We start from the raw sequence: 19,989 nt of genomic DNA on the forward strand, positions 1-19,989 counted from the left end.
CCTTGGCCAGGCGGCGGCAGCGTCCAAGCCAACCGAAGGTTCGCTCCACAACCCAGCGGCGCTTGAGGACCGCAAAGCCTTTGCCCGCGTCGGAGCGCTTGATGATCTCGATGGTCCAGTGCCCAAGAGCGGCGACGGCGTCGCGCAGCTTGTCTCCCGCATAGCCACCATCGGCAAAGACATGGCGCAGCCAGGGATAGAGGACGCGGATGGATGTCAGCACCTCCATCGCCCCGTCGCGGTCCTGGATGTCGGCGGGATGAGCGCGCAGCCCGACCAGATGGCCTTGCGTGTCGGTGATGATGTGGCGCTTGCGGCCCTTGATCTTCTTGCCGGCATCAAAGCCGCGCGGTCCACCGCTTTCCGTTGTCTTCACCGACTGACTGTCGATCACGCCCGCGGATGGGCTCGCCTCCCGGCCGACCCTCTCGCGCGAGGCGGCCACAAGGGCATGGTTGATCCGCTCGAACGTGCCATCCCGTGACCAGGCATAGAAATAGCTCTGCACAGTGGAGTATGGCGGAAACTCCTTGGGCAACTGGCGCCATTGGCAACCGGTCGCGGCCAGATACAGGATCGCCTCAACCACCGCCCGCAGACATGTGGTGCGGGGACGGCCGATCCGCCGGGCGGCGGGCATGAAGGGCTTGATCAGCGCCCATTCGGCATCGGTGAGATTGCTTGCATAACGCAGTCCGTCTCGCCGATAGTGTCGGCGAGTGGCCTCAGTCCAAACCATCGTGAACTCCATCGAATCTTCGCAAATCCGACGGAATCACAAGGGCTTGAAGCCACTCAACCTTTTTCAGTCAGCCTCTAAAGCCAATGGCCAAGCCGCTATAATTGGCTCCATAAGCTCCCCACATCGGAAGTTCATCAGCAGAGACTGAGAAGCAGCAACAAAAGGCTTGAACATTGTTCCGTGAGGCAGCTAAGTGCCCCGCCAGAATGGATAGAAATTGCCCTCGTTCGCCTCGGTATTCATCGAGCCGAATTGATTTTAATGCATCGATGAATTTGTCATATCCAAGCTTGATCTCTCTAGGGTCATTGGCTGAGGCCAAATCCGGGAACCAAAGCCGCTTTGACCCGATGATCCCGTAAAAAGCTTCCTTTGAACAATATTGGAAGAGAGTTTGAGTCGGTCGATGCTCTAGGAAGGCCATATCAACCCTTCACATCATGTTCTTCATCTTCACGATTCATAACTGTGGCCGCCATTGGCGGCCACAGCTTGTTTTCTTATGCAAGTTCTTAGTGGAACCTACGAGCACCCGGTCGTACTCCCGCAGGTATCGCACTTCAAGCAGGTCCCGTTCCGCACCAGCGTGAAGTTCGCACATTCAGGGCAGGCTTCGCCGACATAGCCCTTCATCTTGGCCTCGGCGCGCCGGTCGGCGACGGATGGGGCCGTGAAGGCGAGCTTGGACATCTCGGCTTCGCCGACCGGCTTCTCCTCCGCCTGCACGGCAGGCTGAGCGAGCTCACCCTTGAGCGCCGTCGCGCCGACCGTCATGCCGGTCGTTCGCTGAGTAATGCCGGTGGCGCTGCCACCACCGCCGGGGATGAGCATGAGGCGGTCGGAGTTGCCGCGCACGAAGCCGCGGGACACGATGGCCGTGGCGGGGGCGGGCTCCGGCGCCTTCGACTGGTCCTCGCCCTTGCCGATGGTGGTGGGGCCTGCTTCCGACGGGTCCACGTGGGCGAGGTCGTTGCGGCCGAGATAGGACACGGCGAGCTCGCGGAACACGTAGTCGAGGATCGAGGTGGCCGACTTGATGCGCTCGTTGCCCTGGACGAAGCCGGCCGGCTCGAAGCGCGTGAAGGTGAAGGCCTCCACGTATTCCTCCAGCGGCACGCCGTATTGCAGGCCGAGCGAGATCGCGATGGCGAAGTTGTTCATCATGGCCCGGAAGGCGGCGCCTTCCTTGTGCATGTCGATGAAGATCTCGCCGAGGCGTCCATCGTCGTATTCGCCGGTGTGGAGATACACCTTGTGGCCGCCGACCACGGCCTTCTGGATGTAGCTCTTGCGGCGATCCGGCATCTTCTCGCGCTCGCGGATCCGCTCCACGCGCTCGATCACCTTCTCGACGATCTTCTCCGACACGTGGGCGGCCTTGGCGGCGGCCGGCATGGCGGCCAGCGCTTCCACCGCGTCGTCCGCATCCTCGTCCTCATCGGCGATGAGGGCGGAGTTCAGCGGCTGCGAGAGCTTGGAGCCGTCGCGGTAGAGGGCGTTCGCCTTGAGCGCCAGCTTCCACGACAGCATGTAGGCGTTCTTGCAATCCTCGACGGTGGCGTCGTTGGGCATGTTGATGGTCTTGGAGATCGCACCCGAGATGAAGGGCTGCGAGGCCGCCATCATGCGGATGTGGCTTTCCACCGAGAGGTAGCGCTTGCCGATCTTGCCGCACGGGTTGGCGCAGTCGAAGACCGGGTAGTGCTCGACCTTGAGGAACGGCGCGCCTTCCAGCGTCATCGCTCCGCAGATGTGGATGTTCGCGGCTTCCACATCGGCCTTCGAGAAGCCGAGGAAGGTGAGCAGGTCGAAGGACGGATCGTTGAGCTTGTCCGCCGGGACCTTGAGGGTGCCGGTGAGGAAGTCCTCGCCCAGCGTCCAGCGGTTGAACACGAACTTGATGTCGAAGGCCGATTTCAGGCCCTTCTCCACCGCGTCGATCTTGTCGTCCGTGAAGCCCTTGGCGCGCAGCGAGCCCGGGTTGACGGCGGGCGCCTGCTTCATCGAGCCGTGGCCGACCGCATAGGCCTCGATCTCGGCGATCTCATGCTCGCGGTAGCCGAGGGCACGCAGCGCATCGGGCACGGCCCGGTTGATGATCTTGAAGTAGCCGCCGCCGGCGAGCTTCTTGAACTTCACGAGGGCGAAGTCGGGCTCGATGCCGGTGGTGTCGCAATCCATCACGAGGCCGATCGTGCCGGTGGGCGCGATGACGGTGGATTGCGCGTTGCGGTAGCCGTTCTTCTCGCCGAGCTCCAGGGCCTTGTCCCAGGCGGACTTGGCATGGGCGACGAGGTCGGCATCCGGGCAGGAGGCGTGATCGAGCGGGACCGGGTTGACGGCTAGGCCCTCATAGCCCTGAGCCTCCCCGTGCGCCGCGCGGCGATGGTTGCGGATCACGCGCAGCATGTGCTTCGCGTTGGCCTTGTAGTTCGGGAAGGGCCCGAGCTCACCGGCCATCTCGGCCGAGGTGGCATAGGACACGCCGGTCATGATCGCCGTGATCGCGCCGCCGAGCGCACGGCCGGCATCGCTATCGTAGGGCAGGCCCATGGTCATGAGCAGGCCGCCGATATTCGCGAAGCCGAGGCCGAGGGTGCGGTACTCATAGGAGAGCTGCGCGATCTCCTTGGACGGGAACTGCGCCATCATCACGGAGATCTCGAGCACCACCGTCCAGAGGCGGCAGGCATGCTCGAAGGATTCCGCGTCGAACTTGTGGTTCTGGCGGTCGAAGAACTGCAGCAGGTTAGCGGAGGCCAGGTTGCAGGCCGTGTCGTCCAGGAACATGTATTCCGAGCAGGGGTTCGACGCCCGGATGCGGCCACCGGCAGGGCTGGTGTGCCAGTCGTTCATGGTGGTGTTGAAGTGCAGGCCGGGATCGGCGGACGCCCAGGCGGCGTGGCCGATCTGCTCCCACAGGTCGCGGGCCTTGAGGGTCTTCACCACCTTGCCGTCCTTGCGGGCGGTGAGGTGCCAGTCGGCATCGTTCTCGACGGCGCGCAGGAAGTCGTCGGTGAGCGAGACGGAGTTGTTGGAGTTCTGGCCGGAGACGGTCAGATACGCTTCCGAATCCCAATCGGTGTCGTACACGGGGAAGTCGATATCCGTGTAGCCCTGCTTGGCGAACTGGATGACGCGCTTGATGTAGTTGTCCGGGATCTGCACCCGGCGGGCCATCTTGATTTCCTTCTTCAGAGCCGGGTTCTTCTCTGGATCGAAGCAGGCATCGCCTTCGGCCTCGCAGTTGATGCAGGCCTTCATGATGGCCTTGAGGTGCTTGGCGGCGAGCTTGGAGCCGGTGACGAGGGCCGCGACCTTCTGCTCCTCCTTCACCTTCCAGTCGATGTAGCTCTCGATATCCGGGTGATCGACGTCGACCACCACCATCTTGGCGGCGCGGCGCGTGGTGCCGCCCGACTTGATCGCGCCGGCAGCCCGGTCGCCGATCTTGAGGAAGCTCATGAGGCCGGACGAGCGGCCGCCGCCGGAGAGCTTTTCGCCCTCGCCGCGCAGCTTGGAGAAGTTGGAGCCGGTGCCGGAGCCGTACTTGAACAGGCGCGCCTCGCGGACCCATAGGTCCATGATGCCGCCCTCGTTCACCAGGTCGTCCTCGACGCCCTGGATGAAGCAGGCATGTGGCTGCGGGTGCTCGTAGGACGACTTGGACTTGGTCAGCTTGCCGGTCTTGTAGTCCACGTAATAGTGGCCCTGGCCGGGGCCGTCGATGCCGTAGGCCCAATGCAGGCCGGTGTTGAACCATTGCGGGGAGTTCGGCGCCACCATCTGGTTGGCGAGCATGAAGCGCAGCTCGTCATAGAAGGCCTGGGCGTCTTCCTCGGACGAGAAATAGCCGCCCTTCCAGCCCCAGTAGGTCCAGCAGCCGGCGAGGCGGTCGAACACCTGCTTGGAGGAGATCTCGGAGCCGAGGCGCTGATCCTCGGGGAGAGAGGAGAGGGCGGCCTCGTCGGGCACGGAGCGCCACAGCCAGGACGGGACGTCGTTCTCCTCGACCTTCTTCAGGCGGGCCGGCACGCCGGCCTTGCGGAAATACTTCTGGGCCAGCACGTCGGAGGCCACCTGGCTCCAGGTCTCGGGAACCTCGATGTTCTCGAGCTTGAACACCACCGAGCCATCCGGATTGCGGATCTCGCTCGTGGCGAGCCGGAAGGCGAGGGAGGAATAAGGCGATTGGCCAGACTTCGTATAACGCCGCTCGATCCGCATAGGTCACATCCTAAGTATTGAGGACAAACGTCCCCATGGCCGCGATTTGCCCCGCAGCTCATCAGCCCATAATTATTGTTCGACGCCCCAACGATCCGCTCTTTCGGATCGCCCACGCAACACGCCTGAGTTACGGTCCCCTTCGGGCGTCACAGGTGGCGCGGCAACAAGGTTGCCACGGGCTCTGACGCCTGCTCTGGGGAGTGTTCAACCGGCCCTTTCAGGCTGGTCGCCGGTCTCTGGTCGGCACCCCGGCAAGCTAGTCGTGTTGCGAGCCTCACGTCAAGAACTAGTGTCGCGGCTCACGGTTCCGAACTATATGTTGTGTGTAGCTGTGAGAATTGTGGATAACAATTGCCCCTCCGGCTAAGCCTCTCAGACTCCTCCGAGAATCCGTTCCCGATTTTTGCAATGGCCAAGCTTCGCCGGCTCAGGGACACACCTCGAGTCATGCTTAACGGCGGGTCAATGTTGTGCCGGCGCATCAATCCATGGTGCAGGTCTGCGGCGACAGGATCTGACCCGAAATGGCCCCATTGCGGGAAATTCCGCTCCCGCCGCTGGGGAAGGGGCGAGTCGGAGAATCAGAGCGGGTTTTCGCGACCGCGAAGGCTGGACTTCGTACATCGCAGCGGCCATATTCCGCGCAAATTCACGAACCCCTTCGGCGGCAGCAGCATGAAAGAGTTTTTCACCCAGTTCTTCACCTGGTGGAACGGACAGACCCTCGGCACCCGATTCTTCACCTGGCGCAAGGGCGTGTTCGTGGGCACGGACGAGTTCGGCAACACCTACTACCGCTATGTGCAGGCGCAGGCGATCGACTCGAATGTGGGCGCCGAGCGCCGCTGGGTCGTCTATAATGGCGAGGCGGATGCGTCGAAGGTGCCCCCCGGCTGGCGCGCTTGGCTGTGCCACAACGGCGATGTGCCTCCCAGTGAGGAAGCCTACCAGCCTCGCCCGTGGGAGAAGCCCTATGTGCCGAACATGACCGGCACGGCGCAGGCCTACCGCCCGCAAGGGTCGCACCTCTCCACCGGCCAGCGCCCGGCCGCCACCGGCGATTACGTGCCGTGGTCACCAGGGGAGTGAGGCTGCAGGCAGCCTCCTCACCCTCATGCTGAAGAAAACCCGAGATCGCACCTGCATCGAATGCGGCCTGCCCTGCGGTCACCCGGATTTCGCCTATCATGCCGGCCGGGTCGAGAGCGGGCCGGCCTATTGGTCGGAGCGGGGCCTTCTGTGTTCCCATGCCTGCTCGACGGCGCATTTCGAGAAGCGCGTGGCGCAGGGCGACCCGATGAGCGAGCCGGCGCCGAATCCGCTGGAGCAGAACTGGCCTTGAAGGCTGGCTGCGATTTATGTCATCCCCGGCGCACGAAGTGCGGGAAGGGGATCCATAGCGCGGTGAGAATAATTGGATTCCCTTCCCCTCCGCTGCGCTCCGGCCGGGAATGACAGGCGGTTCATTTCCGTTCAGGCTTTGGGATGAAAGTAGGACTGGCGCCTCACAGGCGCCTCGGCGAAGAGGCCGAAAGCCTGAATCACATGGCCCTGCGGAATATCGATGTTCCGCGCCACGCCGGAGCCTTTCAGAACGCCGCCGCGCTCGTCGGGCTCCGGATCGCGGTAGGTGCCGCCATCCCCCAGGGTGCAGTTCTGGCAGCGGATCGGACCCAGGATCTGGGCACCGCGGCCGATGCGGTTCGACAGAGTGAGCGATCCGCCGCCGAGGAGGCGGGCGCCGTCGCCAATCTCGACGATCTCACCCGCGCCAGCCTTGATCGTGAAGCCGCCTTCCTCACCGATCTCGGCCTCTGCCGCAACCGTGACCATCCCACCCATCGCGACGATGCGCGTGCCGGGAAAGAGATTCGTCCGGCTGCCGACCGCAATGCGGCCTCCATCGGAAACCTGGAGGATGACATTGGGCCAGAGGGTCACGCCGTCATGTAGCTGCACATCGGTCGAAATGAGGATGGAGCCGGGCTCCGGGATCAAAACGCCGCGATGGCTGAGAGCAGTGGTTTCCGCAAGCGACAGGAAGCCCAGGCTCCCGCGGGCTGCATCGCGAGCGGCTTCGGCTTCGTTCATGGCGACCACGCTTCCTGGGATGGCTAACCACGGAAGCTTAGCGGATCGGTCCCAGAGGGTAAAACTCCGGAGACGTCGAGACGGTCACGCTCCGTAGCTCAGCTTCGGATCCCAGTCCGTGCCGCGGCCCTCAGGCGTCATGTCGAGCACGTTCCACAAGGGGGCGAGCTCCGGGGCGCCGCGGGGATCCTGGCCGGGATCGGCGGAATCGCCCGTCATCTCTCCGCTCCAGAAGTGCCGGATGGTGCCGTCGCGGCGCGAGAAGACGTTGAAGCTCGGGATCTCCGATCCATCCGGCAGGACGCCGTGATAATCGCGGGAGTAGTTGCCGTTGAGATCGGTATAGAGCCGCAGGTTCGTCCAGCCGCGTTCCCGCTTCCAGGCGACCAGCCGCTCGATCGGCGAGCGCGCCACCACGGCGAGCGCCATGCGCTGCTGGACGTCGGCGGCGTTGCCTTCGAGCACGCCGAGCAGGTTAGTGCACATGGGGCAGGGGCGCTCGCGCTGCGGGCCGAACATGTAGCTGTAGACGGCGAGCGATTGCTTGTCGCCGAAGAGGTCGGCGAAGCTCACCGGGCCGTTCTCGCCCTCAAACCGGTAATCGCCGGTTACCTCGCCGCCGGGCGGCAGGGCGCGGCGTTGGGTTGCGACGCGCTCCAGATGGCGCCGCAGCTCGATCTCCTCCGCGAGCAGGGCGGCGCGCGCAGCGCGGTACTCGGCGCTCTCGTTCGGAAAGCGCACCGGCGAGCGGCGTGCGAGTTCTTCGGCAGGAATAAGCGTGTCGGTCATACGATGCTCCTCAAGGCCGACTTACGATTTGCGCGGGCCGACGAGACCGAATAGGGCCCCCTGCGGATCGCTGGCCACGATGATGAAGACGCTGCCCGGCACTTCGGCCGGCCCATAATGAATCGTGCCGCCGTTACCTGAGACGGCCTGTGCCGCGAGATCGATATCCTCGACGCCGAAATAGAACGTCCATAAGGGCGGTGGCCCGTCAGCCGTGCGCTTCATCACGGCCCCGATGGTGCGGTCGCCGTGGGTGATGAACTGGTAATCGCCCATCTCGCCCATGGGCATGGCATCGCCCTTCTCCCAGCCGAAGCGGCTCCGGTAGAAGGCCAGCGCCGCCGCCGGATCGCCCGTGGACAATTCGTTCCAGTTGCAGTGGCCGAGCTTGTTCTGGTCGAACGCCGTGCTCGTGCCGTCCACGGCGCCGCGCATGATGTAGAACATGACCCCTTGCGGGTCGGACAGCATGGCGAAGCGTCCGACGCCGGTGATGTCCGTGGGCGGCATATACTGCGTGCCGCCGTCCCGGACGATGTCGGCCGCTGCCGCGTCCACATTCTCGACGGCCACGTAGCCGAGCCAGATGGGGCGCATGCCTCCGCTCCCGGCGCCGGGAGGAAAGGGCATGAGCCCGCCCACATCCGTGCCGTTGATGCCGAAGATCCTGTAGCCCCGGTCGGACCCTTCGGCCGCCCGGTTCTGCCAGCCGATCACTGCCCCGTAAAAGCGGGCGGCAGCGTCCGCATCGTTCGTCAGGAGTTCATACCAGATGAAGTCCCCGTGCTGATTGGCCATGGTGCGCTCCTCAGACGTCGAGGATCGGCATGAAGCCGCCGAAGATCATGCGCTTGCCGTCGAAGGGCATCTGCTCGCCCATGGCCTTCATGCGCTCGTCGGACATGATTTTCCGGTTGGCTTCATCGCGGACCTCCTTGGACGGGTACTCGATCCAGCTGAACACCACGATCTCGTCGTCGTTGGCCTTCACGGCACCACGGAAGTCGGTGACCGTGCCGGCGGGCACGTCGTCGCCCCAGCACTCGACCATGCGGGTGGCGCCGAATTCCTTGAAAAGAACCGAGGCCTCGGTCGCGAGCTTGCGGTAGCTCTCCTTGTTGCCAGCCGGCACAGCCAGCACAAACCCGTCCACATATGCCATCGCGTCTCTCCCTTGGTTTTCCGAACTGCTGGTCGTCGAAGCATCCCTTCGTGACACTTAGTTTCATGTTCCTGTTGACATATAAGTTGATATCAACGTAAATAGCGCATGTCAAACGAACAGGCGATATCTTTTGAGACAACCCATCTGGTACGCGACACCTGCCTGTGCCTGCATGCGCAGCGGGCGGCCCGCGCGCTGTCGCGGCGTTTCGACGAGGCGCTGCGGCCGGTCGGAATCACCTCCGGTCAGTTCTCCCTGCTAAACGCGCTGAACCGGCCCAAGCCACCACCGATCGGTCCTGTGGCGCAGCTGCTGGCGATGGATCGGACGACCCTGACCGCAGCCCTGAAGCCCCTTGAGCGGGACGGTCTCGTGACCATCGCCCGCGATCCGGAGGACCGCCGCAACCGGCTTCTCGGCCTCACGGACAAGGGGCGGGAGGTGCTGGCCGCAGCCGTTCCGATCTGGCGCGACCTTCATGCCGCCATCGAGGCGGGCTTGCCGGAGCTGCAGCCGGAGGACCTTCGCGGCGCCCTCAGGTCTCTCTCGCAGACGGGCTGAACCCAGGGCAGGGCGGGTCGCTGGCTTAACTTCCTGCCTTGCCCTTTTTCCATCATGGTTCACGTGCTATCGCGTTGCCGAACTCAAAGGGTGCGGCCACGCTCGGCCGGACAGGAAACGCCAGATCGGATTTGGCTTGGACAGCATGATGACACTCGGATGGACGCGGGCGGCCCTGGTGCTCGCATCGCTGGTCGGCGGCCTCGGCACGGCGCAGGCGGACAGGATCAAGAATCCCACGGCCGTCTTTTCCGGCCTCGACAAGATCACCGGTCGAATCGTGTCGTTCGAGGTAGCCGTCGATGAAACCGTCCAGTTCGGCGCACTTCAGGTGACGCCGCGGGTCTGCTTCACCAAGCCGCCTACGGAGACCCCGAACACGACCTCCTTCATCGAGGTGGACGAACCCGGGACCCAGGGGCAGGCCAAGCGGGTATTCTCGGGCTGGCTGTTTGCCGCAAGCCCGGGCCTCCATGGCCTCGAGCACCCGGTCTACGACATCTGGCTCGTGGACTGCAAAGGCGGCACCGAGGTAATCGCCGAGCCCAAGGAAACCCCTGAGGAACTGCCGCCGATCCAGGATGCGGCCCGCGGTCTGAACGATCCGGCGCGGCCCGGTGACATCGTGGCCCCGGCCGGCGGCACGGCCCCGCGTCCGCCCGCCGTCGAGACGGCACCCCTCCGGCAGCCGGCGCCTCAGCGCCAGCAGCCCGCCCGGCGCCCGGCCGCGCCGATCATCAATTCGGACCGCCCGAATTAAGAGGAACTGATCGCGGCGAGCACTTCCTCGCCGCTCACGATCCTGTCCCTCGGCCAGACGTTCCAGTCTGCCCCATGCTCCATGGCGTTGCGCAGCATCTGCTTGTAAGCCCGGCGCGGGACTTCCGTGGCGCCGAATTGCGCTAGATGCGAGGTCACGAACTGCGTATCCAGCAGCGAGAAGCCCCCCCGGCGCAGGCGCGCCACGAGGTGCACGAGCGCCACCTTGGAGGCGTCGCGCTCCGTGTGGAACATGCTCTCGCCGAAGAAGGCGCCGTTCAGCCTGACCCCGTAAAGACCGCCGACGAGGCGGCCCTCCTGATAGACCTCCACCGTGTGGCAGTAGCCGGCATCGAAAAGCTCACCGTAGAGCTCCCGGATCCGCCGGCTTATCCAGGTCTTCTCCCGGTCGGCCGCCGGCGCCGCGCAGCCGGAGATGACGCTGTCGAAATCCCTGTCGACATGAACCTCGAAGAAATCCGAGCGGACGGTGCGGGCAAGCCGTTTTGAGACATGGAAGCCATCGAGGGGAATGATTCCGCGCTCGCGCGGCTCGACCCAGAACAGGGACGGATCGTCCGCATCCTCCGCCATGGGAAAGATTCCGGCTGCGTAGGCTTTCAGCAGGATGTCAGGGGTAATCTCAATCGCGTGGTCAGACGCACGGCTCATGTTTCATTTTGTACCAAGGAACGGAAATGGCGTCCAACCACGTCTCTGCTCAGATCTGACAACGTCCTTGCGTGAGTTCAGGTCCCTGCGGGTGGCGCGCTCCCGATGACAACCTTGTCCCGCTGTCTCGAATATCGCTTCCGCCTCACGTCGATGCGTGGAACGTCCGTGCCGTTCCGCTCCAGAAGATCGAGCATCTTTTCCGGGTCGTCGAGGGGAACGCCTGCCTGCTGCTCAAGAAACTTAGGAAGGTCGTATGACCACCACGCGGATTGCAGAAGCCGGTCGATCAGCGCTTGTTCGAAGCGGTATTTCACGACTTTCGCAGGGTTGCCGACGACGACCGCATAGGGAGGAACATCCTTCGCCACCACAGCGCCTGCGCCGATGACGGCGCCCGTTCCAATCGTCACGCCCGGGAGTATGGTGACCCTGGAACCGATCCAGACATCGTGGCCGATGACCGTCTTTTCGCTATAGCCCTGAAATGTCAGGGGAGGCTTGTAGTTGCGACTGCTGCCGTAGAGATTGCGATAAGAGAAGGGATGGGAGGACAGCCACTCCTTGGGATGCGCGCTGCCTCGCACGTTCACGTTGTCGCCTATGGAGCAGTAGCGCCCGATATTGGCGTGCTGGATCTCGGTTCGAGGCGAGATGTAGGAGTAGGCGCCGATCTCCGTTTCCGACACGTGGGATGAGTGGAAGATCTTGATCGGTGCTTCCCAGATCAGGCCGTTGCCGATCGTGCCTCCATTGTCGAGGCCGTATTTGAGCAGGAGGGACCGGAGTCCTTCTTTCGGGAGGCTTTGCGTAGCGGTATCCATCGTTACGGCACTTTTTAACAGAATGCCGTAACGATACTACAGAATAGAGTTACATGTCACCCGCTTAGGCTCAGGTTAGCCTTTACAGGGTAGCACTGCCCTCACTTGCGCGTTTTAAACCTGCTCGTCACCCAACCCGCCCGTCTTCAGGAAGTTCTCCAGCCAGTGGATGTCGTACTGGCCGTTCTGAATTTCCGGGTTCCGAACCAGGGTGCGGAAGAGCGGGAGGGTGGTGTCGATGCCGTCGACCACGAACTCGTCGAGAGCCCGGCGCAGGCGCATAAGGCACTCGTTGCGGGTGCGGCCATGGACGATGAGCTTGCCCACGAGGGAATCGTAGTGCGGCGGGATGCGGTAGCCCTGATAGGCCGCCGAATCGACGCGCACGCCGAGGCCGCCCGGCGGGTGGAAGTAGCTGATCGTGCCGGGCGAGGGGCGGAAGGTCGAGGGATGCTCGGCATTCACGCGGCACTCGATGGCATGGCCCTCGATCCTGATGTCTTCCTGCTTCACCGACAGCGGATGGCCGGCCGCCACGCGGATCTGCTCGTTCACCAGGTCGATACCGGTGATCATCTCCGTGACAGGGTGCTCCACCTGGATGCGGGTGTTCATCTCGATGAAATAGAACTCGCCGTCCTCGTAGAGGAACTCAATGGTGCCGGCGCCCGCATATTGCAGCTCCTGCATGGCCTTGGCCACGACGCCGCCGATGCGCTCGCGCATCTCGACGTTCAACGCAGGTGAGGGGCCTTCCTCCCAGACCTTCTGGTGGCGGCGCTGCAGGGAGCAGTCGCGCTCGCCCAGATGGATGGCGTTGCCCTTGCCGTCGCCGAGCACCTGGATCTCGATATGGCGCGGCTTCTCGAGATACTTCTCGATATAGACCGCGTCGTCGCCGAAAGCCGCCTTGGCCTCAGTCTTGGCGGTCTGCAGCGCGTGGACGAGGTCCTCTTCCGTCCGCGCCACCTTCATGCCGCGTCCGCCGCCGCCGGCAGCTGCCTTGATGATCACCGGGTAGCCGATCTCCTTGGCGACGCGCTTGGCCTCGTCGTCATCGGTGATGCCGCCCTCGGACCCGGGCACGCAGGGAATGCCGAGGCGCTTGGCGGTGCGCTTGGCCTCGATCTTGTCGCCCATGATGCGGATGTGCTCCGCCTTGGGGCCGATGAAGGCGATGCGGTGATGCTCTAGCACCTCGGCGAAGCGGGCATTCTCCGACAGGAAGCCGTAGCCGGGGTGAATCGCGTCGGCGCCTGTGATCTCGCAGGCGGCGATCAGGGCCGGGATGTTGAGGTAGCTGTCGCGGGCGGCCGGCGGGCCGATGCAGACGCTCTCGTCGGCGAGGCGCACATGCATGGCATCCGCGTCGGCAGTGGAATGCACCGCCACGGTGGCGATGCCGAGCTCCTTCGCCGCGCGCAGGATTCGCAGGGCGATCTCGCCTCGATTGGCAATGAGGATCTTATCGAACATATCGCGCCTTACTCGATGACGAGGAGGGGTTCGCCGTATTCAACAGGGGTTCCGTCTTCGACAAAGATGGCCGTTACGGTGCCGGCGCGGGGCGCCACGATCTCGTTGAAGGTCTTCATGGCCTCGACGAGGAGAACCTTGTCGCCGGCCTGCACCTTGGAGCCGATCTCGACGAAGTTCTTCGCATCCGGGGAGGGCTTGCGGTAGGCGGTGCCGACCATGGGAGACAGAACGGCCCCCGCGTGAGGCGCGCCGGCCTTTGTGGCACCCTCAGCAGCGGACGGCGGCGGCGCCACGACCGGGGCCGGAGCATGATGAACTGCCGGAGCCGCTACCGGAACGGTGACGGCGGCGGTGACCATGCGCGCCACGCGGATGCGAAGGTCGCCCTTCTCCACTTCGATCTCGCTGAGATCCGTGTCGGCGATCAGGTTCGCCAGCTCGCGGACGAGATCGGGATCGAAAGGGTTTTCCTTGGCCATGGGGCTTACCTCTGCCTTCTTGAGGAATTAGTGCTGGGAGGGTTTCGCCGGGCGGGCCCGCTCGGCCATCACCCGGTGAACCGCTTCCAGGCCGAGCAGATAGCTCATGGGCCCGAAACCACAGATCACGCCGACGGAGACGGGCGCTATGAGCGAGCGATGGCGAAAGCCCTCGCGAGCATGAACATTTGAAAGGTGGATCTCGACCGTCGGAGCGCCGCTGCCGGAGATGGCATCGCGGAGCGCGATCGAGGTGTGGGTGTAGGCGCCGGCATTGATGACGATGCCCGCGCCTTGGGCTCCTGCCTCCTGGATCCAGTCGACCAGATGTCCCTCATGGTTCGACTGGCGGAAGGTGACTGCCGTCCCAAGGGCCTCGGCCTTCTCGCGCACGAGCTTCTCGATGTCGGCAAGCGTGGTGCTGCCATAGATCTGAGGCTCCCTGCGGCCGAGCAGGTTGAGGTTGGGTCCGTTGAGGACGAAGACGGTGGTCATCGGATAAGGAGCGTTCCTTGAAGCTCCGTCAGGCGGAGCCGAAACGCCCTCTTAGCCAAAAGGCGAGCAGGGGGGAAGGGGAAAACCGGGGCTTTCCCAAGCTTGGCGGAGTTTACGAAGGGGCAGAAGGGGCGGTTTGGAGCTGGGGAGCGGGTCCCGCTGTCACTCCGGGGCCGCGCAGCGGAGCCCGGCATCCATAAACACGACTTCTGTCGGCCGAGCGCGTCGGATGCCGCTTTGCCTTATCCTGCATCGTTAGCGTTTATGGACTCCGGGCTCTCGCTGTCGCTCGCCCCGGAATGACAAGGTGCCGCTACCCGCAATTCGCCTTGCCGCACTGGCGGACATTGTCCACGAGCTGCTTCAGGGGCTCCAGGCCGACCGCGCCGGGGATGACCGTCTCGCCGACGATGAAGGCCGGGGTTCCGGAGAGGTTCAGCTTGTCGCCTAGCGCCATGTTCTCCTGGAGGGCGTTGCGGATCTCGGTGCTCTCCACGTCCTTCTGCAGGCGGCCCATGTCGATGCCCATCTCCTTGGCGACTGCCATGGCGCGCTCGCCGTTGACGCGGCCGCGGGTGTCCATGACCTTCACATGGTAGTCCAGGAGCTTCTGGCCCTGGAGCTGGTTCTTGACCGCGAGCGCTACCCGGCTCGCCTCAACGGAATCGGGCCCGAGAACCGGAAAGTCCTTCAGGACCACACGCAGCTTGGGATCGCTCTTCATCAGAGCCTGGACGTCGGCCAGCGCCTTCTTGCAGTAGCCGCAATTGTAATCGAAGAACTCCACCAGGGTGACGTCGCCGGACGGGTTGCCGACCACGTAGGAGTGCGAGGCGTTCAGGAGCGACTGCCTGGTTTCCTTGACGGCGCCGGCCTGCGCCACCTGCTGGGCTTCCGACTGCCGCTTCTCCAGCTCGGCGATCACCTCGGTCAGGACCTCCGGGTTCTTGATCAGGTAGTCCTTCACGATCTCGCCGATGGCCTGCTTCTGCTGGTCGGTGAAAACCGCGCCCTGTGCCATCGCCGCGGGGGCCATGGCCAATGTGCCGAGCAGAGCAGCAGCCTGGCCGATCTTGAGAAACGAAGAGCGCATTTCGGGTCCTTTGTGGAATTCTTGAGATAAGTCCGCACTTTAACGATGGTTCAAGGCGGACTTGAGACTCGTCTGTTCTGTCGTGAGTTAGCGGCTTGACGCGGGCGGCGTCAAATCACGGCTGTGTATCCACACCTGTCTACAGCACCAGGTGTCATCCCCGGCGGCCGCAGGCCGGGAATGACACTGGAAACTGTCTTGAGACCGCCCCTCCAACGGGATACGACGCTTCCCATGACCAAATCATCCGCCGATCTCCACCAGCCCCTCATCGCGCGCCGCATGGATCGCGTCGCTTCGTTCCTCGCCATGGACGTGCTGAGCGCCGCGGCCGCAAAGGAGCGGCGGGGAGACAGCGTCATCCATATGGAGGTGGGCCAGCCGTCAGCACCTGCGCCGCGGGTTGCCCGCGAGGCCGCGAAGGCTGCCCTCGATCTCGGCCGCATCGGCTATACGGAGGCACTGGGCATGTCCGCCCTGCGCGAGCGGATCGCCCGGCATTACAAGGACACCTATGGGGTGAGCATCGCGCCGGAGCGGGTGGTGGTGACCACCGGCTCCTCCGCCGGGTTCGTGCTGGCCTTCCTGAGCCTCTTCGATCCGGGCCAGCGGGTGGCGATCACGGCCCCAGGGTATCCGGCCTATCGCAACATCCTGGAGGCGCTCGGTATCGAGCCGGTGACGATCCCGCTCACCAAGGCGGATGGGTGGATCATGACCGCCGAGTCCATCGCGAAGGCCCATGCGGAGAAGCCCCTGCACGGCATCCTGGCCATGAGCCCGGCCAATCCCTCCGGCACCATGATCGGCCGCGAGGCGCTGGCCGAGCTCGGCGAGACCTGCCGCCGCCTGGGGCTGTGGTTCGTGTCCGACGAGATCTATCACGGCCTCACCTATGGCGAGCCCGCCTCGACGGCGCTCACCTCCGACGACGACGCGGTGGTGATCAACTCGTTCTCCAAGTATTACTGCATGACCGGCTGGCGCATCGGCTGGAACGTGGTGCCGGAGCGGCTGGTGCGACCCATCGAGCGGCTGGCGCAGAACCTCTACATCTCGCCGCCCTACCTCTCGCAGGTGGCTGCGCTCGCCGCCTTCGACGCCATGGAGGAGTTGGAGGCCGTCAAGGCCGGATACGCCCGCAACCGCGCCTATCTGCTGGAGGAACTGCCCAAGGTCGGCATCACCGAGATGCACCCGGTGGACGGGGCCTTCTACATCTACGCCGATATCGCCCGCTTCACGAACGATTCCATTGGATTCTCGAAGCGCATGCTGGAGGAGGCTGGCGTCGCCGCAACCCCGGGCCTTGATTTCGATCCGCTGGAGGGTTCGCACTACCTGCGCCTGTCCTTCGCCGGTTCCGAGAACGATTGCCGCGAGACGGTGGCGCGGTTGAGGGGGTGGCTGAAGTGACGCCGCTCGCTGTGATTCCGGGGCCGCATAGCGGAGCCCGGAATCGATAAGCACCAACATCGCAGGATAGAACGCAGCGGTTTCGGTAGCGGGTTCTTCGAGCGGCGTCGTGTTTATGGATTCCGGGCTCGGCCTATGGCCGCCCCGGAATGACAGTGGAAGCTGAAAGAAAAATGCCCGGCTTCGAGCCGGGCATTTCTTTTTTCGATTTACGATCCGCTCAGGACCGACTTGGCCTTGGACCACCAGCCGGCGCGCTTGGGGCGCTCCGGGTCGGGCGGGGTCAGCACGACGGCGACCGGCTCGGGCTCCGGGATGACCGGCGCGGGAGCCACAGGCTCCTCGGCGACGGGCTGTTGCGGAGCCATGATGCGCTCTTCCTGGGCTGCGGGCTTGGGAGCCTCGGCCACGGGTTGCGAGTCTGCGGGAGAGGTCGCGTCGGAGGCCGGTGCGGCTTCCGCCTGATCGAGGGCAAGGGAGCCTTCCTCCTGGGCGAACTCGCCATTCTCGTCGCGACCGCGTCCACGACCGCCGCGGCGACCACGACGGCGGCGACGTCCGCCGCGATCATCCTCGGATTCGCCGGCTTCAGCCGGTGCCGCCTCGGACGTCTGAGCGTCCGCCTCTTCCTCGCCGGATTCGGATTCTTCACCCTCGGCGCTCTCGTCGCCTTGGTCCGCTCCGGCAGAAGCCTCGCGGTCGCGACCCCGACGGCGGCGACGGCGGCGGCGGCGACGACGGTCGCCTTCGCTTTCACCCTCCTCGCTGCGCTCTTCTCCGGCGCGCTCTTCTCCAGCGGCCTGGGTGTCCTCGGCAGTCTCCTCCTCGGTCTCGACCTCATCCTCCTCGACGGGCTCGTCGATCGGGATGATGGCGTCGATCTGGATGCCGGTCGCGGCCGACTTGTGCTCCAGCTTGAGGGCGGGCTCGCCGCGCTCGATGGCGTAGGTGGTGTGACCCTGCAGGGTATCGTCGGCCACGATGGAGATCGCGACGCCGAAGCGGCTCTCCAGCTCGCGCAGGTGAATGCGCTTCTGGTTCAGGATGTAGAAGGCCGCTTCCATCCGGGTGCGAACCACGAGGTTGTAGCCGGAATTCTTGATGAGGGTTTCCTCGATCGAGCGCAGCACCTGCAGGGCGACGGACGGGGTCGAGCGCACGAAGCCGGTGCCTGCGCAGTGCGGGCAGGGAATCGAGGAGGATTCGAGCACACCGGTGCGGATGCGCTGGCGCGACATCTCCAGCAGGCCGAAGGGCGAGATGCGGCCCACCTGGATGCGGGCGCGGTCGTTCTTCAGGCACTCGTTCAGCTTCTTCTCGACGGCGCGGTTGTTCCGCTTCTCCTCCATGTCGATGAAGTCGATCACGATGAGGCCAGCGAGATCGCGCAGGCGCAGCTGGCGGGCAATTTCCTCGGAGGCTTCGAGGTTCGTGCGGAGAGCCGTGTCCTCGATGTTGTGCTCGCGGGTCGAGCGGCCGGAGTTCACGTCGATGGAGACGAGGGCTTCCGTCGGGTTGATGACGAGGTAGCCGCCCGACTTGAGCGTCACCACGTTCGAGAACATGGCATCGAGCTGGGCCTCGACGCCGAACTTGGCGAAGAGAGGCTGCGGATCCCGGTAGGGCTGGACCAGCTTCGAATGGCTCGGCATGAGCATCCGCATGAAGTCCTTGGCCTCGCGGTAGCCGTCCTCGCCGGCGACCATCACGTCGTCGATGTCCTTGTTGTAGAGGTCGCGTATGGCGCGCTTGATGAGCGAGCCTTCCTCGTACACGAGGGCAGGGGCGGCGGACTTGAGGGTCAGCTCGCGCACGCTCTCCCACAGGCGCATGAGGTATTCGTAGTCGCGCTTGATCTCGGGCTTGGTGCGGGAGGCGCCGGCCGTGCGCAGGATGATGCCCATGCCTTCGGGCACCTCCAGCTCCTGGGCGATTTCCTTCAGGCGCTTGCGGTCGGCCGCGTTGGTGATCTTGCGAGAAATGCCGCCGCCCCGGCCCGTGTTGGGCATGAGCACCGAATAACGGCCGGCGAGCGACAGGTAGGTGGTGAGCGCCGCGCCCTTGTTGCCGCGCTCTTCCTTGACGACCTGGACCAGCAGGATCTGGCGGCGCTTGATGACCTCCTGGATCTTGTACTGCTTGCGCGGCGTGCGCCGGCGCTGGGGCATATCCTCGATGGCATCGTCGCCGCCGAGCTGCTCGACGATCTCGTGCTCTTCGAGCTCGTCCTCGTCTTCGTCCTCTTTGGACTCATCCTCGTCGGATTCCGTGTCGTCTTCGGTCGAGCGAGCCTCGGTTTCTTCCGTGGCGTCGTTACCCTGCCGAGCCTCGACATGGGCCGATCCCTCGACGGCCTCAAGGGCATCCTCTTCGGCGGAAGCCACCGCGCCGTTCTCTAGCTGTGAGGAGGCTTCGGACGTATCTGCGGGGGCGGCCTCGCCGATGGACTCGGTGCCTTCGAAAGCGCCAGTCGACACGCCCTCGGGAGCGGCCTCTACGCCTTCCTCAGTCCCGGCCTCGGCTTCGGTGGAGACGACGGTCTCGTCGTTCTGGGCCCGCCGCGGCGAGGAACGGCGGCGACGGCCGCCGCGGCTGCTGCGGCGCTCCTCCTCGTGCTCCTCCTCGCGCTGAGCCTCGGCTTCAGCTTCGAGCAGGGCCTGCCGGTCGGCGACCGGGATCTGGTAGTAATCGGGATGGATTTCGCTGAAAGCCAGGAACCCGTGGCGGTTTCCGCCGTATTCCACAAAGGCCGCCTGGAGAGACGGTTCGACCCGGGTGACCTTGGCGAGATAGATATTCCCGCGCAGCTGCTTCCGGTTAGCGGATTCGAAGTCGAATTCTTCGACCTTCTGACCACGTACCACCACGACCCGGGTTTCTTCCGGGTGGGAGGCATCGATGAGCATCTTGTTTGCCATGTTGAACTCTCGACATGGCGATCGAGGGCAGGACCTGAGGCAGGGGCCGCATTGTGGGCGGTAAGGCACGCCGCGAGCGAAGGCGACGGGCTGAAATTGCGTTCGGAGTGCTGTCGATCGCCATCCTGCGCCGCGAAGGGGCGCATTCTGGGTTAAATTGGGCCGGCACAGGGCCGGAAAGGGTGGTGCTGGGGCGTGCGCGAAGGGATACGCGCGATTCGAACGATGCAGAAACGAAGGTCATAGCTGACTTCGTGTGTGCAACCATTCGAGACG

General features: G+C 64.4%; 19 protein-coding genes. 5 read left to right on the plus strand and 14 right to left on the minus strand.

The window, feature by feature from the left end:
- From MA07_RS03975 to MA07_RS03980, 3 genes are all read right to left on the minus strand, one after another.
- Positions 1–739 (minus strand): IS5 family transposase (locus tag MA07_RS03975; protein WP_036345385.1); only part of this gene is annotated, 739 nt, incomplete at its 3' end.
- A 70-nt stretch (positions 740–809) separates the two neighbouring features.
- Positions 810–1,166 carry a hypothetical protein gene (locus MA07_RS29445; protein ID WP_152568712.1) on the minus strand — a complete coding sequence of 119 codons (357 nt, stop codon included), beginning with the start codon at positions 1,164–1,166 and terminating at the stop codon, positions 810–812.
- A gap of 98 nt (positions 1,167–1,264) precedes the next feature.
- Complete coding sequence (locus MA07_RS03980; RefSeq protein ID WP_036347299.1) at positions 1,265–4,969, minus strand: vitamin B12-dependent ribonucleotide reductase; 3,705 nt, start codon at positions 4,967–4,969, stop codon at positions 1,265–1,267.
- A gap of 678 nt (positions 4,970–5,647) precedes the next feature.
- Here MA07_RS03980 and MA07_RS03985 point away from each other — a divergent pair.
- Positions 5,648–6,061: an NADH:ubiquinone oxidoreductase subunit NDUFA12 gene (locus MA07_RS03985; protein ID WP_036347301.1), complete on the plus strand. Its 414-nt coding sequence runs from the start codon at positions 5,648–5,650 to the stop codon at positions 6,059–6,061.
- A 25-nt stretch (positions 6,062–6,086) separates the two neighbouring features.
- On the plus strand, positions 6,087–6,314 hold the full coding sequence (locus tag MA07_RS03990; RefSeq protein WP_036347303.1) for a hypothetical protein: 228 nt from the start codon (positions 6,087–6,089) through the stop codon (positions 6,312–6,314).
- Positions 6,315–6,445: 131 nt separating this feature from the next.
- Here MA07_RS03990 and MA07_RS03995 read toward each other — a convergent pair whose 3' ends face one another.
- From MA07_RS03995 to MA07_RS04010, 4 genes are all read right to left on the minus strand, one after another.
- Positions 6,446–7,063, minus strand: a complete 618-nt coding sequence (locus MA07_RS03995) for a hypothetical protein (RefSeq protein WP_036347305.1) — start codon at positions 7,061–7,063, stop codon at positions 6,446–6,448.
- Positions 7,064–7,147: 84 nt separating this feature from the next.
- Positions 7,148–7,852: a DUF899 family protein gene (locus MA07_RS04000; RefSeq protein WP_036347308.1), complete on the minus strand. Its 705-nt coding sequence runs from the start codon at positions 7,850–7,852 to the stop codon at positions 7,148–7,150.
- A gap of 21 nt (positions 7,853–7,873) precedes the next feature.
- Entirely contained in the window at positions 7,874–8,650 is a 777-nt protein-coding gene (locus MA07_RS04005; RefSeq protein ID WP_036347310.1) for a VOC family protein, read from the minus strand.
- Positions 8,651–8,660: 10 nt separating this feature from the next.
- Positions 8,661–9,014: a DUF1428 family protein gene (locus MA07_RS04010; protein ID WP_036347312.1), complete on the minus strand. Its 354-nt coding sequence runs from the start codon at positions 9,012–9,014 to the stop codon at positions 8,661–8,663.
- Between the two features lie 108 nt (positions 9,015–9,122).
- Between MA07_RS04010 and MA07_RS04015 the strand changes: the two genes are divergently transcribed.
- On the plus strand, positions 9,123–9,578 hold the full coding sequence (locus MA07_RS04015) for a MarR family winged helix-turn-helix transcriptional regulator (protein WP_036347315.1): 456 nt from the start codon (positions 9,123–9,125) through the stop codon (positions 9,576–9,578).
- Between the two features lie 148 nt (positions 9,579–9,726).
- Positions 9,727–10,338: a DUF2155 domain-containing protein gene (locus tag MA07_RS04020; protein WP_036347343.1), complete on the plus strand. Its 612-nt coding sequence runs from the start codon at positions 9,727–9,729 to the stop codon at positions 10,336–10,338.
- Here MA07_RS04020 and aat read toward each other — a convergent pair.
- From aat to MA07_RS04050, 6 genes are all read right to left on the minus strand, one after another.
- A complete protein-coding gene (aat, locus tag MA07_RS04025) occupies positions 10,335–11,009 on the minus strand; it encodes a leucyl/phenylalanyl-tRNA--protein transferase (protein WP_036347318.1) in 675 nt (224 codons plus the stop codon). The two genes, MA07_RS04020 and aat, sit on opposite strands and share 4 nt — an antisense overlap.
- A 77-nt stretch (positions 11,010–11,086) precedes the next feature.
- Positions 11,087–11,833 (minus strand): CatB-related O-acetyltransferase, encoded by a 747-nt coding sequence (locus MA07_RS31140; protein ID WP_052002821.1) that lies wholly within the window; start codon positions 11,831–11,833, stop codon positions 11,087–11,089.
- Between the two features lie 114 nt (positions 11,834–11,947).
- Complete coding sequence (accC, locus tag MA07_RS04035) at positions 11,948–13,309, minus strand: acetyl-CoA carboxylase biotin carboxylase subunit (protein ID WP_036347321.1); 1,362 nt, start codon at positions 13,307–13,309, stop codon at positions 11,948–11,950.
- A gap of 8 nt (positions 13,310–13,317) precedes the next feature.
- Positions 13,318–13,791, minus strand: a complete 474-nt coding sequence (gene accB, locus MA07_RS04040) for an acetyl-CoA carboxylase biotin carboxyl carrier protein (protein ID WP_036347322.1) — start codon at positions 13,789–13,791, stop codon at positions 13,318–13,320.
- Positions 13,792–13,818: 27 nt separating this feature from the next.
- Positions 13,819–14,286: a type II 3-dehydroquinate dehydratase gene (aroQ, locus tag MA07_RS04045; protein ID WP_036347324.1), complete on the minus strand. Its 468-nt coding sequence runs from the start codon at positions 14,284–14,286 to the stop codon at positions 13,819–13,821.
- A gap of 313 nt (positions 14,287–14,599) precedes the next feature.
- Positions 14,600–15,379, minus strand: a complete 780-nt coding sequence (locus MA07_RS04050; RefSeq protein ID WP_036347326.1) for a DsbA family protein — start codon at positions 15,377–15,379, stop codon at positions 14,600–14,602.
- Positions 15,380–15,613: 234 nt separating this feature from the next.
- On the opposite strand from MA07_RS04050, the gene MA07_RS04055 reads away from it, so the two are divergent.
- Complete coding sequence (locus tag MA07_RS04055; protein ID WP_052002822.1) at positions 15,614–16,795, plus strand: aminotransferase class I/II-fold pyridoxal phosphate-dependent enzyme; 1,182 nt, start codon at positions 15,614–15,616, stop codon at positions 16,793–16,795.
- Positions 16,796–17,004: 209 nt separating this feature from the next.
- Here the strand turns inward: MA07_RS04055 and MA07_RS04060 are convergent, their stop codons facing one another.
- On the minus strand, positions 17,005–19,713 hold the full coding sequence (locus MA07_RS04060) for a ribonuclease E/G (protein WP_036347328.1): 2,709 nt from the start codon (positions 19,711–19,713) through the stop codon (positions 17,005–17,007).
- Positions 19,714–19,989: the final 276 nt, after the last annotated feature.

The sequence above is a fragment of the Microvirga sp. BSC39 genome, from assembly GCF_000739015.1.
GTDB lineage: Bacteria > Pseudomonadota > Alphaproteobacteria > Rhizobiales > Beijerinckiaceae > Microvirga.